The organism is Haliscomenobacter sp., assembly GCF_040403615.1.
Lineage (GTDB): Bacteria > Bacteroidota > Bacteroidia > Chitinophagales > Saprospiraceae > Haliscomenobacter.
The window spans coordinates 45539-60722 of sequence record NZ_JBBAKG010000026.1; the positions used below are offsets into that span (position 1 = coordinate 45539).

General features: G+C 44.3%; 11 protein-coding genes. 4 read left to right on the forward strand and 7 right to left on the reverse strand.

Annotated elements, in window-relative coordinates; all coding sequences use genetic code 11:
- Nucleotides 1-244: 244 nt before the first annotated feature.
- Both ABW391_RS10520 and gatC read right to left on the reverse strand, forming a co-directional pair.
- The gene (locus ABW391_RS10520; RefSeq protein WP_353481817.1) at nt 245-958 is read right to left on the reverse strand and encodes an ABC transporter ATP-binding protein; all 714 of its coding nucleotides are present in this window, start codon (nt 956-958) and stop codon (nt 245-247) included.
- Nucleotides 959-1000: 42 nt separating this feature from the next.
- Entirely contained in the window at nt 1001-1291 is a 291-nt protein-coding gene (gatC, locus tag ABW391_RS10525; protein WP_353481818.1) for an Asp-tRNA(Asn)/Glu-tRNA(Gln) amidotransferase subunit GatC, read from the reverse strand.
- 204 nt (nt 1292-1495) lie between these two features.
- Between gatC and ABW391_RS10530 the strand changes: the two genes are divergently transcribed.
- Nucleotides 1496-2140, forward strand: a complete 645-nt coding sequence (locus ABW391_RS10530) for a deoxynucleoside kinase (RefSeq protein WP_353481819.1) — start codon at nt 1496-1498, stop codon at nt 2138-2140.
- Here the strand turns inward: ABW391_RS10530 and ABW391_RS10535 are convergent.
- Both ABW391_RS10535 and ruvB read right to left on the reverse strand, forming a co-directional pair.
- Nucleotides 2123-3034 carry a bifunctional metallophosphatase/5'-nucleotidase gene (locus ABW391_RS10535; protein WP_353481820.1) on the reverse strand — a complete coding sequence of 304 codons (912 nt, stop codon included), beginning with the start codon at nt 3032-3034 and terminating at the stop codon, nt 2123-2125. The genes ABW391_RS10530 and ABW391_RS10535 overlap by 18 nt on opposite strands.
- Nucleotides 3035-3044: 10 nt before the next feature.
- Nucleotides 3045-4073, reverse strand: a complete 1029-nt coding sequence (ruvB, locus tag ABW391_RS10540; protein WP_353481821.1) for a Holliday junction branch migration DNA helicase RuvB — start codon at nt 4071-4073, stop codon at nt 3045-3047.
- Between the two features lie 119 nt (nt 4074-4192).
- On the opposite strand from ruvB, the gene icd reads away from it, so the two are divergent.
- Entirely contained in the window at nt 4193-5458 is a 1266-nt protein-coding gene (gene icd / locus ABW391_RS10545) for an NADP-dependent isocitrate dehydrogenase (protein WP_353481822.1), read from the forward strand.
- A gap of 67 nt (nt 5459-5525) precedes the next feature.
- Here the strand turns inward: icd and ABW391_RS10550 are convergent, their stop codons facing one another.
- The 3 genes from ABW391_RS10550 to ABW391_RS10560 all read right to left on the reverse strand — a co-directional run bounded on the left by ABW391_RS10550 (nt 5526) and on the right by ABW391_RS10560 (nt 11967).
- A complete protein-coding gene (locus ABW391_RS10550) occupies nt 5526-7880 on the reverse strand; it encodes a T9SS type A sorting domain-containing protein (protein WP_353481823.1) in 2355 nt (784 codons plus the stop codon).
- Between the two features lie 210 nt (nt 7881-8090).
- Nucleotides 8091-11231 carry a sensor histidine kinase gene (locus tag ABW391_RS10555; protein WP_353481824.1) on the reverse strand — a complete coding sequence of 1047 codons (3141 nt, stop codon included), beginning with the start codon at nt 11229-11231 and terminating at the stop codon, nt 8091-8093.
- A 97-nt stretch (nt 11232-11328) separates the two neighbouring features.
- The gene (locus ABW391_RS10560; protein WP_353481825.1) at nt 11329-11967 is read right to left on the reverse strand and encodes a response regulator; all 639 of its coding nucleotides are present in this window, start codon (nt 11965-11967) and stop codon (nt 11329-11331) included.
- A gap of 254 nt (nt 11968-12221) precedes the next feature.
- Here ABW391_RS10560 and ABW391_RS10565 point away from each other — a divergent pair, with 254 nt between their 5' ends.
- Both ABW391_RS10565 and ABW391_RS10570 read left to right on the forward strand, forming a co-directional pair.
- Nucleotides 12222-13289 (forward strand): 3-oxoacyl-ACP synthase III family protein, encoded by a 1068-nt coding sequence (locus ABW391_RS10565; protein WP_353481826.1) that lies wholly within the window; start codon nt 12222-12224, stop codon nt 13287-13289.
- A gap of 110 nt (nt 13290-13399) precedes the next feature.
- On the forward strand, nt 13400-15136 hold the full coding sequence (locus tag ABW391_RS10570) for a dynamin family protein (RefSeq protein ID WP_353481827.1): 1737 nt from the start codon (nt 13400-13402) through the stop codon (nt 15134-15136).
- Nucleotides 15137-15184 lie beyond the last annotated feature (48 nt).

A 15184-nucleotide genomic window follows, 5' to 3' on the forward strand; every position in this document is an offset into this window, starting at 1 on the left:
TTTTTCTTGAGCCAGAGGATTAGATAAGACACTTGAAATGAAACGTTTACTTATCTAATCCTCTGGCAAAATGATCACTTATTTTTTTATCGCCCCTTGGCAACTACGCAGAAAAATTAACTTCCCGATTTTGGGTTTTGAATAGGAAGCCTAACGGTTCATTTCAAGTGAGCTTTCTATTCAAAAGCCTCTAAAAATTGGGAAGTAATTTTTTGCGTCATCCTTATTTCCAAGGCAACATCCTTTATTTTAGGGCAACCGCAGTCGTTATATTTTCATTTTTATAATCTCTTTCAATCAGTCCATCGCGCATCCGTACAATCCGGTGGGCATGGTCGGCAATGTCTGGTTCGTGGGTTACCAAAATGATGGTATTGCCCGCTTTGTGGATTTCTTCAAACAAGATCATGATCTCATAAGAGGTGTTGGTATCCAGGTTACCTGTGGGTTCATCTGCCAGGATAATGGAAGGATCGTTGACGAGGGCGCGGGCAATGGCTACCCGTTGACGTTGTCCGCCAGAAAGTTCGTTTGGATTGTGGTCTACCCGATCTCCCAAACCTACGGCTTCCAGCATGGCCCGGGCTTTTTCCAGGCGGGTGCTTTTGTTGATTCCGGCATAAACCAGGGGCAAGGCCACATTTTCCAATGCAGACAAACGAGGAAGCAAATTAAAGGTTTGAAACACGAAACCGATTTCCTTGTTGCGCACTTCTGCCAATTCTGCATCTGACATGGAGCTTACATTGACCTCATTGAGCAGGTAATCTCCCGCCGTTGGGGTATCCAAGCAACCCAGGATGTTCATCAAAGTTGATTTGCCAGATCCAGATGGCCCCATCAGCGCAACATATTCATTTTTGAAAATGCTTAAACTCACGGACTGGAGTGCATTCACCGTGGTGTCACCCATGATGTAGGTTTTCTTTAAATCGCGAAAAGAAATGATCGGTTGCATGTATAAAATTTGAGGGTGTAAGCGCCAGCAGCGCCCAATCAGCTAGAGGTTAATCACCTTTGGCACCATAAAAAATGTACCGTCTTGTTGGGGGGCATTGCGCAATGCATCTTCTTGTTCGACTTGATTTTGCACTTTATCTTCCCTCCATACATTGACGTCTTCGTTGAGGTACACCAATGGAACGACCTCATCGGTATCCAATTCCTGAAGCTTTTCAACCATCGTCAGAATGTTGTTCAAATCTGTTTGCAATGATTGGCGTTCAGCATCAGACAATTCTAAACGTGCCAAATGTTCTAGCCTCGAAATTAAAGTTCCTGTGATGGTCATAATAAATTCTTAGATAAGTGGGTTGATTTGTTCGACAGCGGCAAAAATACACCCAGGATTGAAGAAAAAACCGTAACCAAAAACAAATTTCCAAACTTCTTGAAGGATAATTCGCTCAAACTTACAAAAACCGTATTTTAGCCCCATAACTTAGCGCTTGCTGATCTTTTGCTGCAGCGCCTTGAAAAGCCATCACATCCGGGTATGAATCAAAAAGATCAAGTGTCCAAAATCAAACACGTTGCCATTGCCGGAAACATTGGCGCTGGTAAAACTACCCTTTGCACGCAATTGGGCAAAAGTTTCAATTGGGAAATCCATTACGAATCTGCCGACGACAATCCCTATCTCGTTGATTTTTACAACGACATGAACCGTTGGTCGTTCAATTTGCAGATTTATTTCTTGAACAGCCGCTATCGCCAGATTTTGTCTATTCTCAGTGGAGAAAAAACGGTAATCCAGGATCGAACCATTTACGAGGATGCCTATATTTTTGCCCGCAACCTCTACGATATGGGGCTGATGACAGGCAGAGACTACCACAATTACCTCGATCTGTTTGAAACCATGTCTTCCCAAATTCAACCTCCTGATTTGCTGATTTACTTGCGGGCAGGGATTCCTACCCTTGTAGACCACATTCAGTTGCGCGGCAGGGATTATGAAGGCAGCATTAGTTTGGACTACCTGCGCAGGCTCAACGAAAAATACGAGTCCTGGATTGATACCTATCGCAGTGGCCGCTTGTTGATCATCAATTCTGATGAGTTGGATTTTGCCAACAATCAGGAAGATTTATCCACAGTAGTCAACATGGTTCAAGCCGAGTTACACGGCTTGTTCTGATGGTTCAACGGATACGTCTCCTGCCCCAACCAGGGTGTTTTCTCCTTTAATACGGTGAATTGTTCCGTTGGAATACTGGAGATCAATGCGCCCCAACAACAATCCACCCCATCCGGCATGATTGATCAGCACTTCTTTGCCATCCAGGTTATTCGCAACCACTGGCTCAGGCAGAAAAGTATGGGTATGTCCTCCTATCACAAGGTCGATATGGCGGGTTTGCGCCACCAAGCTCAGGTCAGAAACTTGCTGATCTGCATAATGATAGCCCAGGTGAGACAAACAAATGACGATGCTGCACCCTTCCAATTGCTTCAGGTGTTTGGCCATTTCATTCGCTTTTTCGACGGGGTTTTGGTGCACCAAACCTTCTCGCAATACTGCTGGAACCAAGCCCTGAGGGTTGATGCCCAATCCAAACACGCCAACGCGCTGCCCCCCTTTTTCAAAAATGCGGTATGGTTTCACCAAACCTTGAAGGGGGGTATTGCGTAGATCGTAGTTGGCTGCCAAAGCCGAAATGCGGTTTTGCTTGATTTGCCGCGCCAAATCGGGCATGCCGCGGTCAAATTCATGATTGCCCAACACAAAAGCGTCATAACCCATTGATTCCAGCCAGCGCAATTCATCTCCGGCGCCCATCGAAGGGTGCAAGATGTCTCCGGCATCCAACAAAAGTACGTGTTCTTGACTTTGACGCACTTTACGGATCAATGCACCTGCCTTCATGCCAAATGCATTAAATTTTCCGTGGGCATGCACAAAACGACCGTGTAAATCGTTGGTATGCAATATGGTTAGTTCAAAACCTGTAGAAGAATGGAGCTGGGGTATTCCTGCACCCAGTGCAACTGCACTCAGACCAAAATGGTGGATAAAGGTACGTCTTTGCATAGGTTTGTTTTTATTCGAACAAGGTTTTTTGAAGTGCCGGCGGCACTATTCCAAGGTGTTGATACGCTTTTTCGGTCGCTTCCCTTCCACGGGGGGTTCTATGGATAAAACCCTCCATGATCAAAAACGGTTCGTGGACTTCTTCAATTGTGCCAGCCTCTTCCCCAATTGCGGTGGCGATGGTAGAAATACCTACCGGTCCCCCTTTAAATTTCTGAATAATGGTGGACAAAATCTTGTTGTCCATTTCATCCAGGCCATATTCGTCCACATTCAATGCTTCCAGGGCATATTTGGCGATTTCCAAGGTAATGGTTCCATCTCCTTTGACTTGGGCAAAATCCCTTACCCGACGCAGCAAGGCATTGGCAATTCGCGGTGTGCCCCGGCTGCGTCTGGCGATCTCAGAAGCACCTTCCTTTGAAATTTCCAATTTAAGGATTGCGGCAGAACGGTGGATGATTTTTTTCAGCGTCTCAACATCGTAATAATCAAGGTGGCAATTGATGCCAAATCGAGCGCGCATCGGTGCTGTCAACAATCCCATACGGGTAGTAGCGCCCACTAAAGTAAACGGATTCAGGGTAATCTGGATACTCCTTGCGTTTGGCCCACTATCGATCATGATATCGATGCGGTAATCCTCCATCGCAGAATAGAGGTATTCTTCCACCACCGTATTGAGCCGGTGAATTTCGTCGATAAAAAGGACGTCCCCTTCATTAAGATTGGTCAGTAAACCCGCCAAATCCCCCGGTTTTTCCAAAACAGGGCCAGAAGTCATTTTTAATCCTGTCTCTAGTTCATTGGAAATGATGTGAGAAAGTGTAGTTTTGCCCAATCCTGGCGGGCCGTGCAATAAAACATGGTCAAGGGCTTCTCCACGTTGCTTGGCAGCAGTGATGAAAACCTTGAGATTGTCTACAATTCGGGGCTGTCCACTGAACTCTTCCAAGGCTTTGGGGCGCAACGCTCTCTCCACTTGTTGCTCCTCCGTACCCAATTGCTTTCCCGAAGCGTCCAATATAGGATTTGCCATTTAAATATTTTTTTAATTTTGCGCTGCAAAAATAATCCAGCGGTAATTCACCAAACGCAATTCTTGTGTTTTTTGGTTGTCGCTCGTTACTTAAGCCATAAAAATACAATAATACAACAATGAGTGGATCAAAAGTAACCATTGAGAATGGAAAATTGACGGTACCCAACGACCCGATCATCCCTTTTATCGAAGGTGATGGTACTGGAGCCGATATTTGGGCTGCTTCCGTACGCGTATTGGACGCTGCGGTAGAGAAAGCGTACAACGGAACGCGTAAAATTCACTGGAAAGAAGTTTTGGCTGGTGAAAAAGCTTTCAAACAAACGGGCAGCTGGCTTCCTGACGAAACCCTGCAAATCATTGATGAGTACCGCATTGCCATCAAGGGCCCTTTGACTACCCCAGTTGGTGGCGGCATCCGCTCTTTGAACGTTGCGCTCCGCCAAATGCTGGATTTGTATGCTTGTGTACGTCCTGTTCATTATTTCAAAGGTGTGCCTAGCCCAGTTAAAGAACCTGAACTGGTAGAAATGGTGATTTTCCGCGAAAACACGGAAGACATTTACGCTGGAATCGAATTTTTGGAAGGTACCCCTGAAGTTGAGAAACTGAAAAAGTTTTTGATCGAAGAATTGGGCGTTAAAGGAATTCGATTCCCCGACACAGTTTCCTTAGGGATAAAACCCGTTTCGCAAGAAGGGACTGAACGTTTGATTCGTTCGGCCATAGAGTATACCATCGAAAACAACCTGCCTTCCCTTACGATTGTACACAAAGGGAACATCATGAAGTACACCGAAGGTAAATTCAAGGACTGGGGTTATGCGCTTTTGGAACGGGAATATGGCGATAAAGTATTCACTTGGACCCAATACGACCGCATTGCTGCCGAACATAGCAAAGAGGTTGCCGATAAAGCGCAGGCTGATGCCCTGGCTGCTGGAAAAATCCTGATCAAAGACGCCATTGCGGATGCATTTTTGCAACAAATCCTGCTGCGCCCGGCGGAGTATTCGGTGATTGCTACGTTGAACCTGAACGGTGACTACATCTCTGACGCCTTGGCAGCAGAAGTGGGTGGAATCGGTATCGCTCCAGGTGCCAACATCAACTACATCAGCGGAAAAGCCATCTTTGAAGCAACCCATGGTACCGCTCCAAAATATGCAGGATTGGATAAAGTGAACCCAAGTTCAGTGATTCTGTCTGGCGAAATGATGTTCCGCTACATGGGTTGGAAAGAAGCTGCCGACCTGATCATCAAAGGTGTGGAAGGTGCTATCCACGACAAACGTGTTACTTATGATTTCCACCGCCTGATGGAAGGAGCTACTTTGTTGAAGTGCTCTGAATTTGGCGATGAGATCATTGCGAATATGTAATTTAGTTGAAAAGTTGAAGGGTTGAAAAGTTTAACCCTTCAACCGTTCAGCTTTTCAACTCTTCAACTTATTTACCTGCTACAACGAACTTCTTCGTTCCAGTTCCATTTTCGGTAGTAACCTGCATCAAGTAAGTACCTGAAGGCAATCCTGCCACTGACATTTGGAATTGATCCCGTCTTACGTTGTTGTATACTTTCTCGAGGATTTGGCGACCCGACAAATCCATGATCCGCACATTTGCTTGCTTCGCAACCTGGTTGAGCGCCAATTGAACGTTCACAAACTCTCGAGCTGGATTCGGTGATACTGCAAATTCATTGGTGATGGAAGGCAGATCGCGCTCGCTGGTCAGTACCAGTGGCCCAACGTTCATGCGCATCACGTACACATTTTCCAGGCCATAGCCAGTTGGGCTATAAGATACGGTAGGCAAATCTGAATCAAGGGCAGTAAAGCTGGCAAATCGAGGTTTATTCGCATCAATACCAGCCAAAAGCATCGGAAGGCGATCGTAGTCGTCATTGAGTAATAATTCCAAATCGGTGTCATCACTGGCAAAATACTCACACATCAGCAAATAGGTAGTTGTATCTGCCAATTGAACCGGAGCTTTACCCTGTTCTGGGAAAGGCACGGTGATTAATCTTGCACCGGTTTCGGTTCCTTTGATGTCGTAGAAGTTATCTGCGATCAAGGTTCTTTCTGTTGCCTGAACATTGAGGTCAAAATTTTTATCAACCCATTTGTACAAGCTCAACAGTAAGGAGGTTCCTTTTAGGTCAGATCCATTGTTGATGCCAAATGAAACACTACGGAGGTAATTTCCCTTGCCTTTGACCACATAGTAACTGTTGCCATATGCAGCAGAGTGCGGTTCACTGGGATCCCAGTTGTCCCCAGGTAAGGTATAAAACGAAGCACCCAATTCCTTGGCAAAGATGGTATCGGTCACCTTGTAAAAAAAGGCCTGCAAGTTGTCAAATCGATCGTAATCCGCTGAATCCGCAGATGCCTGGTAGGCCATAACATAGGTACCTTTTTTTGCTGGTTTGTACTTGGCGCCAAAAAAGAAGGTATCAATCTGGTTCGGGGCAATGGTTGTAGTAACCAGGGAATCCCGGAAAACTCTGCCACCCGTCAGCGAATCTATTACACTTACCGCCATTTTTAGCTTGGTCTGTGCTTTTGCACCGATGTTTTCAACGGCTGCACTAAATGCAATTGGCTCAGCTTGTGACAGGGGTTGCTGAATATTGGGTGCCAAGGCATAGTATTCCGTTACCGCAAGGTTATTGGATTCGCGCTTGACCAATTTCACATCGTCAATGGCCCAATGGTAGAAATTTCCATCGTAGCGGAATTTGATTTTGATGCTGTCTGCGGTTTCACTGCCAATTAAACGCACGGATTTGTAGGGATCCTCATTTGCATCAAAGGGACGAATTTCTTCGTTGATTTGAGTAGAAACCCAGGTTTTTCCCCCATCCTTTGACCAATCTACAAAATACTCGCTTCCATAGAAATGGGTCAATTCCTGGTAGAAATTAACATTCATTGCTGTTCCTTTGGTTACCTTGATGGTAGGCGAAACCAACTCCGCAGAGTGGGGAGCAGGGCAAGGGCCAGCGCCAAAATTGGTACAAGCAGTGGAAGCTGCCAAATCCAGGGTAGCCGCGTTCATGATCATTGAACCGTTGCAACGAGATGGCGAAAAGAATACCAATTGGCCAGTAGACAAACAAGGAGATGGGTATGCGTTGGCAGGAATCCAGGACCAGGTAGTGGCCGTATTGGGCTTGCCAGTACAAGAAATGGTGTTGCTTTTCCAGGAATTCAAGCCACCATCGAAATCGCCTTCTTTGGCTTTCCCACCCCAAACTACCAAACTTGGGTTGACAGGATCAGGAGTAGCTGATTTGATCGAGACTTTAACTGCGCTGCCCAAAAGTGGCTTGATTTTATTGCCCGTTGCCAACGAAACCATGAAACTCGGAATCGTAACCTGGTCTCCACCCGCTCCAGTTGCCATTGAAAACAAGATTGGCGCCGTACTAGTGTTGTTCACTATAATCACAGCAATAGCACCCTTGTTTTGGGCATTGAGCACTTTTTCGGAAAAGTTGCAAGTTCCGCGATCGATCACGGCTATTTTACCCGTCAAGTTGGTAACTATTGGAGATGCTGTACAGCCCAAAGTTCCATTTGCAGCATCTTTGGCCTGGATCAACTCACCGGTCACCGTACAAAAATTGCGACCAAAAGTAGCCATTTCAGCAGCATAATCGCCGGCAATACTTGCTGGTTCTGTAACCGTCAAAGTATGGCTGGTTTGAGCTTTCAACTGAAAAGAAAGGGTCAGCAGAACAAAAGCTGTTACAACAGAACCTACTGCTGAGCAGAAATACGTAAAACTCCGCATATGCGAAAATTTATTTAGGTGATGAAATGAATACAGATGCATGCTAGTGCCACGTCCAGTAGAAACTGATAGGCGAAGATGATTTGTAAAAAGCATGAGCTATTGAACGGAAAATTACGCTTATAATGTAAAAGATCAAATTCTAAGGGGTATTTTGTAGGAAAGGGGACAAAATAAGAACCGAATGGGCCAATTGCAGGATGGGAGCCATTACAGCCGTTTTTTGCGCAGCAATACTTTAAATCCTTGATCATAGGAAAAGAAAATTTCAGCTCCGATCCTTTCAGCGCGCATTTTCATGTTGAGCATGCCTTGTCCTGCCCCTTTGGGTTGGGACTTGAAATTTTGTCCGTCATCCATAATTTCCATTTCAAAAAACCATCCATTGTGTCTCAAATGGATTTTCACCATGGTTGCTTTTTCGGCATGCTTGGCAACATTGTTGATCGCTTCCTTAAAAATGTAATACAGCTCCTGCCGAATCTCAATGGGTATTTCAAGATTCACATCAAGATACCGGGCTTTGACCTGGAATTGAATGTTTAACGGTAGCAATACATCAGAAGCATGCTCTTCCATGTGCAAAACCAGGTCTTTAAATCGGTCTTTTCGCGAATCTATAGACCAAATGACGTCGTGCAATCTGGACATGGCCTTGCGGGAGATTTCAGCAATTTTTGCCAACTTTCCTTTATCCAGATCAGGTGTTTTTGACAACTGCAAAGCTTCCGCTTGCATCGCAATCCCTGCCAAAAGGCCACTTACCTCATCGTGAATGTCCGAGGATATTTTGGTGCGCAGTCTTTCTACTTTTAGCTTTTGAAATAGTCGATACCGCAGCAAAAAATAAATGCTTGTACACAAAACCAGGACAGAGAGGATTAAAAACCACCAGGTGTAGTAAAAGAACGTTGCTACATGAAGCTGAATTACGAGGCTTTTTGACCAATTCCCTCGAGGATCTGCCCCTTGTATCAAAAGCTTGTATCTGCCTGCCGGTAATCGATGGTATTTGATTTGGTTTCTGTTTTCCAAATCTATCCATTGATGATCCAGGTTTTCCAGTTTATAGCGGTATTTGGTTTTGGAAATGTCCCAATAGATGGGCAGGGTAAATTCCAATTCCAGATTTTGTTCAGCTGCCGCAAGTTCAATCAGGTTCAAATGCTGCAAGTTTTTGGTAAACTCAATTAGGGTATCTCCCATACGATTGAATTTGCTAACCCGGGTCAGTGCTACGTGGGGAACCTCCTCAACTTTGGTCAAGTTTTCTGGTTTGAAGGCATTTACGCCATTGATGGTCCCGAAATACAAGATATTTTCTTCATCACGAAAAAATGAATACCGCGTAAAAGAGCTATGGGAGAAGCCATCCAAATCATAGAAATTGGTAAATTTTTCTTTTTGGGGATCAAAGCAAGAAATACCATTGTGGGTACTTATCCAGAGTTTGCCGCGGTGGTCTTCCAAAATCCCAGAAATCGTGTTGCTGGCCAAGCCATCTGCTTGCGTATAAGATTTCTCCTGAAGGGTTTTGGGGTTAAAGCGGATCAAACCCTGGGAAGACCCCAACCAAACTGTTCCTTGCCGATCTTCGTAAACACAATAGATCAATTGAGTCCCCAACTGAGTCTGCCCCACATAGGTTTTAAATTGGTTATCCTGAAGGGAATTTCCAACGATTACTTTGTACAAGCCTTTATTGGTGGTCACCCAAAAATTATGGTCTTTGCTGGCAGCTATAAAATAGGGAAACATGTTGCGGAGGGGAGTGGGATCTTCAGCCGTGTAAAAAGGCCTGAATTCTGCGGTTTCTTTATTAAAAATCAGCAGCTTATAGTCACCATTCGGGTATTCGGTCAACAGCCAAAGCCGGTTTTGGCCATCTGCTTCAAATGCCCGAAAACGTGCAGGGTAACGGTAAACTTTCGCCTTTTTGGTACTCAAGTCGTAGCGAATGAGCAAACCTTTGTCTCTCCCTTGGCAGGCAATTCCCCATAAGAAATTAGGCGCTTCAAACTGTATGTCAAAGCAGCAATTGAACTTAAGTATGGTATCACTTTTTTCTTCAACAATCCGAATGGTGTCGATTTTATTTTCAGACCTGTTTTTATTGAGTCTATACCAAAAGGTATTTTCGCTGGCAAAATAGATGTTTCCTTTTTGATCACTGGCCATTCCACGCAGAATACGACCAAAATCATCCGAATCAATTTCCTTTTGAAGGTAGTTGTTGACGATATTTTGATTGTTTTTAAAAATTTTAAGCCCGGTATCTACACCAAAGAAAATAGTGCCAAAAAAATCATCGCTGTAAACATCAACAATTTCTTTACTGATCGTAAGGAATTTACTGAAATCATGGACAACTTGCTTTTTAGTAATGCAATACAAGTTTTTACTGATCGGAAACCGGGTGCTGCCGTCTGTTTTCGAAACCAACACATTGCCTTTCTTGTCTTGCCACCACAACGAAAATTCACCATCATTCGGTAATCCTGAAACTGCACGAAAGGTTCGTAGCTTGGCATTGTACCGAAATAAATAGTTGCAATGCGCATAGGCAAACCAGACTTTCCCCCGTCGATCGCGTTTTAGAATGGAAATCCGCTCCCCAAATGCGGTAGCAGGCAACTGCTCTCCCAAAAAATCCAGCCTGGAAAAGTGTTTCAGAATGCGCCCTCTTTTCACCAGTAGCAGCGCTCGATCCTTATTGTTTCCCAATAACCACTGGTGTTTGTCTACTTTGATGGCATCAAACAATTGGTCATTGGGTTCTCCAAGATAGTCAGATGTCATGGTTACGATTGCTCGAAAACGTTTTAGTGAATAATTAAATTCATACAAATGAACCATTTTGCGTTGTCGCAGGACGGAAATGGTAAACACCAATATGTTTCCATCATCGTCTACTTTGATGCTTTGTACCTGTTCAGCAGCATTGATCCCACTCTTCTTGAGAAAAATCGTTTTCTTTTCAAAGTTTTTGCAATCGATCAAATCAAAAAACTCTGCGTTGCGCAAGTAGGTCACTAATAATTTACCATCTTTTAAAAGTTTTAACGACTGAACATAATGATCAGAGATGGAATAGGGATTCTTGGTATTGGTATTGAAGGTCAAGAATTTGTAACCGTCGTATCTTTGTAATCCATGGGCTGTTCCGATCCAAAGCAATCCCGTGGGATCCTTGACCATCGCCGTGACCGTCCAATCGGCCAAACCATCTTGAATGGAAAAATAGCGAAAAGGAATTGCGCTTTTTTGCGCGCATAGCAAGCTTGGCCATAAAATGGCTACGATCCAAACAAACTTTCGGCTAGCTAGTTTTAGCTCATTAAATACATACATGAAAATCTACAACCCTTTAAACCATGCTAAATTAGAAAAATTTCAACGTCCAATAAAATGAAACATCAGACAGGATTTGCCATGGCAACCACACATGTCAAATGTTTTTATTTAACAACATGGACACCAATTCTCCACGGCTGTTGATTTGCAATTTTTTATAAATTTTTTTGATGTGATCTCGTACAGTTTCCAGGGTAATGTCACAGGAATCTGCAATCATCTTATAGCTTTGCCCATCCATTAGACAATTCAAAATTTCTTTTTGTCGGATAGTCAATGCAACCTCTGGTTTTTTATTCCGCTGCGGTGCACGGAAAAAGTTGACAACATGTCGGGCAATAGAGGGCGACATGAAAGACCCACCATTGGCTACTGTAAGTATGGCTTCCTTAATGGTTAGCAATGAAGTACTTTTGGATAAATATGCTACTGCGCCACCACGAAGTGCTTCAAAAACGTGCCGTTCATCTTCATAAGAAGTCAACATTACAATGTCGATTTGGGGGTGTTTTTCGCGGATTGAATCAATCCCTTCTAAACCAGACATTCCCGGAAGATTAATGTCAAGCAATAGAATGTGGGAATCAATGGCCTCCGCAGACAACAAAAAACTTTCAACTGATACATTGATCGAATGCAGTTCAAATTCTGGTTCTGCGCTGAGAAAGTCCGCTAAACTTTCCCTTACAAGCCCTTCATCTTCAACAATACTTAAATTGATTTGTTGGGACATTTTCGGGTTAGGTTTTAGATCTGCATCATTTCCAGCACTTTTGCCTCTTGATTATCAGATCCTGAGTGATTATGAAGTTTAAAAAGTGAAAATATAAAAGATTTATTAAAAAATCAGGATGCTTGATCAAAAAAAATAATTTGCTAACTAAAGTTATATATAAACCAACAATAGTTTGGAAATTCACCAAAAAGGCTTTTTTTTTCCTATAATTTGCCAAATTGCATTCATTTTTTTCGAAAACACAAATGGGTATGTTAAAATCAAAAATTGGCGGAATCGGATACTACGTTCCTGAGACCATTGTTACCAATCAAGACCTGTTGCGGGTGATGGATACCAGCGACGAATGGATTCAGGAAAGAACCGGAATCATGGAACGCCGTTACGGCAAAAAATTTGAAGAAACCCCCACTACCATGGCGGCTAGAGCGGCTGAAATTGCCATCGAACGTGCCGGCATAAACAAAGAAGACATCGATTTTATCGTTTTTGCTACGCTTAGCCCCGATTATTACTTTCCTGGCTGCGGAGTACTGTTGCAACGCGAACTGGGCATCACCAACACAGAAATTGGGGCATTGGACATTCGCAACCAATGTTCTGGATTCATCTATGGCTTGTCGGTTGCCGATCAGTTTATCAAAACCGGTATGTACAAAAACATCCTATTGGTAGGTGCCGAAATGCACTCAATGGGATTGGATTATTCTACCCGAGGGCGCAACGTAACGGTAATTTTTGGCGATGGCGCCGGGGCGGTAATCTTACAGCCAACTAGTGATGAAAATCAGGGGATTCTGACTACGCACTTGCATTCAGATGGCACTTACGCTGAGAAACTGGCCCTGATCAGCCCTGGTTCACATGGCGCCTACCACTTCAATAAAATGGCCATCGAAACCGATTTTGGGTTCCCAGATGTAGAATTTGGTGAAGTGTTTGTCAATCAAACCATGATCGACAATGCGTATACTTACCCGGTAATGGAAGGCCAGTTTGTATTCAAAATGGCAGTGCAAAAATTCCCCGAAGTTATTATGGAAGCACTTGACAAAACGGGTTTGCAAACCACCGACATCGATATGCTGATTCCCCACCAGGCCAACCTGCGCATCAGCCAATTTGTGCAAGGAAAATTGGGACTCAGCGACGAAAAAGTCTGGAACAACATCCAACGCTACGGCAATACCACCGCAGCCTCCATCCCGATTGCCTTGTGCGAAGCCTGGGAAGCCGGAAAAGTCAAGTCTGGGGATTTGGTATGCCTGGCGGCCTTCGGCAGCGGTTTTACCTGGGGCAGTGCGTTGATCCGCTGGTAATGGTTTAGGTGCTGATTTATAGATGTCGTAATGTCACTATGGCATTAATAAAATACGGCTATATTTGCACATCACCACATACGCAAATCAGCACATTACCAGATCAACATATGTCATTAATCAATCAAAATACCATTGCGTTAAGGGCGCGCATTGATGAAGCGGTAAAAGACCTCCATGAACTGACCATCCGCATTAACCATGCTGAATTGGCCAAAACGGTCAGTGATTTGCGCAACCGCATCAATGACCCATTTATGTTTGTGATCGTTGGGGAGGTCAAAGCAGGCAAAAGCAGTTTCATCAATGCCCTTTTACAAACCGAGCGTGAAATAACCAAGGTGGCACCTCAGCCGATGACCGACACCATTCAGCAAATCGTGTATGGTGAAACCGAGGAAATTATCGTGATCAATCCTTTTCTGAAGAAAATTCTTATTCCTGTTGACATCCTCAAGGAAGTAGCCATTGTAGATACCCCTGGAACCAATACCATTGTAGAGCACCATCAGGAAATCACCGAGTCATTCATTCCTGCCTCTGATTTAATCGTGTTTGTATTTGAAGCCAAAAACCCATACCGCCAATCGGCCTGGGACTTTTTCAAATTCATCCACGACGAATGGCGCAAGAAGGTCATTTTCGTGCTGCAACAAAAAGACTTGATGTCGGCAGAAGACCTGGCGGTCAACATGAACGGGGTAAGAGAGTACGCCGAGAAACAAGGCATCCATCAGCCTCAAATTTTTGCAACCTCCGCCAAATTGGAAAAAGATGGCGAAAAAACGGAAAGTGGTTTCATACCCGTTCGGCATTACATTCTGGAAAACATCACCGGAGGAAAAGCGCCGGTATTGAAGCTCGAAAACAGCGTAAGCACTTGCCTGCGCATCAACGACAGCATTCGCGAAGGGCTGGATTTGCGCCAGCAGCAATGGGAAGTAGATCTGGAATTCAGGAAGGACATCAAAAGTACCCTGGACAACCAGGAATTGAAATCCAACCGACAAGTAGACCAATTGGTAGAAAACATCCTGGCAGGTTACGACCGCACCACCCAGGTCAAAGAGCAGGAATTGCGCGAAGGTTTGTCTTTTTTCTCACTGGTACGCCGATCTATATCCTCCATTTTCACCAAAAAGACTTCGGCCAAAGAATGGCTGGAAACCCTGGCGAAAGACCTGGAAAAGGAGTTGAATCAAACCTTGCGCGACAAGTTGCACGATGGCATCAATGACCTGGCCGACAATGTACAGCAAATGGCCAAATTGATTGACCTGAAGATCAACCAAAGCCGCAGTTTGCTCCACAACGACCACGAAATATTCAGCGCCATCGCCGAGCGGCGGCACAATATCTTCCGCGAGTTGCAAGATAAATTTGAAGACTTTATCAAAAAAAGTGAGAGTTTCACGGATCAATCCTTGTTCCCGGATAAAGCTCCCCTTCCGGGTTCTTTTGCTACGGGCAGCGGCATTGCCGTGATTGGGCTGATCCTGGCCGTCATTACTCAGGGAGCAGTTTTTGACATCACCGGAGGCGTTTTGACCACTATTGGTATTCTATTTGCAGGTTTTGCGACCAACGGCAAGCGCCGCAAAATCATTGAAGGTTTTCAAAGCGAGATCAATCGAGGCAGAACCAAAATCGATACCGATGTCAATGCGCAGCTCAAACAATACATCAAAAGACTCAAAGAGCGCATCGACAGCAATTTTGATCCTTTTGATTTGATGCTCGAAAAAGAGAAGGAACAATTAGCGATCCTGAATCAGGAACAAGCATTGATCACCACTCGTTTTGCTGTGCTGGATACCGATATCAAAGCCGTACTGCTTAGCTTGTAATCCTTGTAATTTGCACCGTTGTCCATACAAACCCGGTTTTGGGCTAAT

Bases quoted from the DNA above. Each gene is read 5' to 3' on its own strand.
- gatC (WP_353481818.1), bottom strand. From the start codon at position 1,291: ATGACCATCACAGGAACTTTAATTTCGAGGCTAGAACATTTGGCACGT.
- ABW391_RS10560 (WP_353481825.1), bottom strand. From the start codon at position 11,967: ATGTCCCAACAAATCAATTTAAGTATTGTTGAAGATGAAGGGCTTGTA.
- ruvB (WP_353481821.1), bottom strand. From the start codon at position 4,073: ATGGCAAATCCTATATTGGACGCTTCGGGAAAGCAATTGGGTACGGAG.
- ABW391_RS10530 (WP_353481819.1), top strand. From the start codon at position 1,496: ATGAATCAAAAAGATCAAGTGTCCAAAATCAAACACGTTGCCATTGCC.
- ABW391_RS10565 (WP_353481826.1), top strand. From the start codon at position 12,222: ATGTTAAAATCAAAAATTGGCGGAATCGGATACTACGTTCCTGAGACC.
- ABW391_RS10555 (WP_353481824.1), bottom strand. From the start codon at position 11,231: ATGTATGTATTTAATGAGCTAAAACTAGCTAGCCGAAAGTTTGTTTGG.
- ABW391_RS10520 (WP_353481817.1), bottom strand. From the start codon at position 958: ATGCAACCGATCATTTCTTTTCGCGATTTAAAGAAAACCTACATCATG.
- ABW391_RS10570 (WP_353481827.1), top strand. From the start codon at position 13,400: ATGTCATTAATCAATCAAAATACCATTGCGTTAAGGGCGCGCATTGAT.
- ABW391_RS10535 (WP_353481820.1), bottom strand. From the start codon at position 3,034: ATGCAAAGACGTACCTTTATCCACCATTTTGGTCTGAGTGCAGTTGCA.
- ABW391_RS10550 (WP_353481823.1), bottom strand. From the start codon at position 7,880: ATGCGGAGTTTTACGTATTTCTGCTCAGCAGTAGGTTCTGTTGTAACA.
- icd (WP_353481822.1), top strand. From the start codon at position 4,193: ATGAGTGGATCAAAAGTAACCATTGAGAATGGAAAATTGACGGTACCC.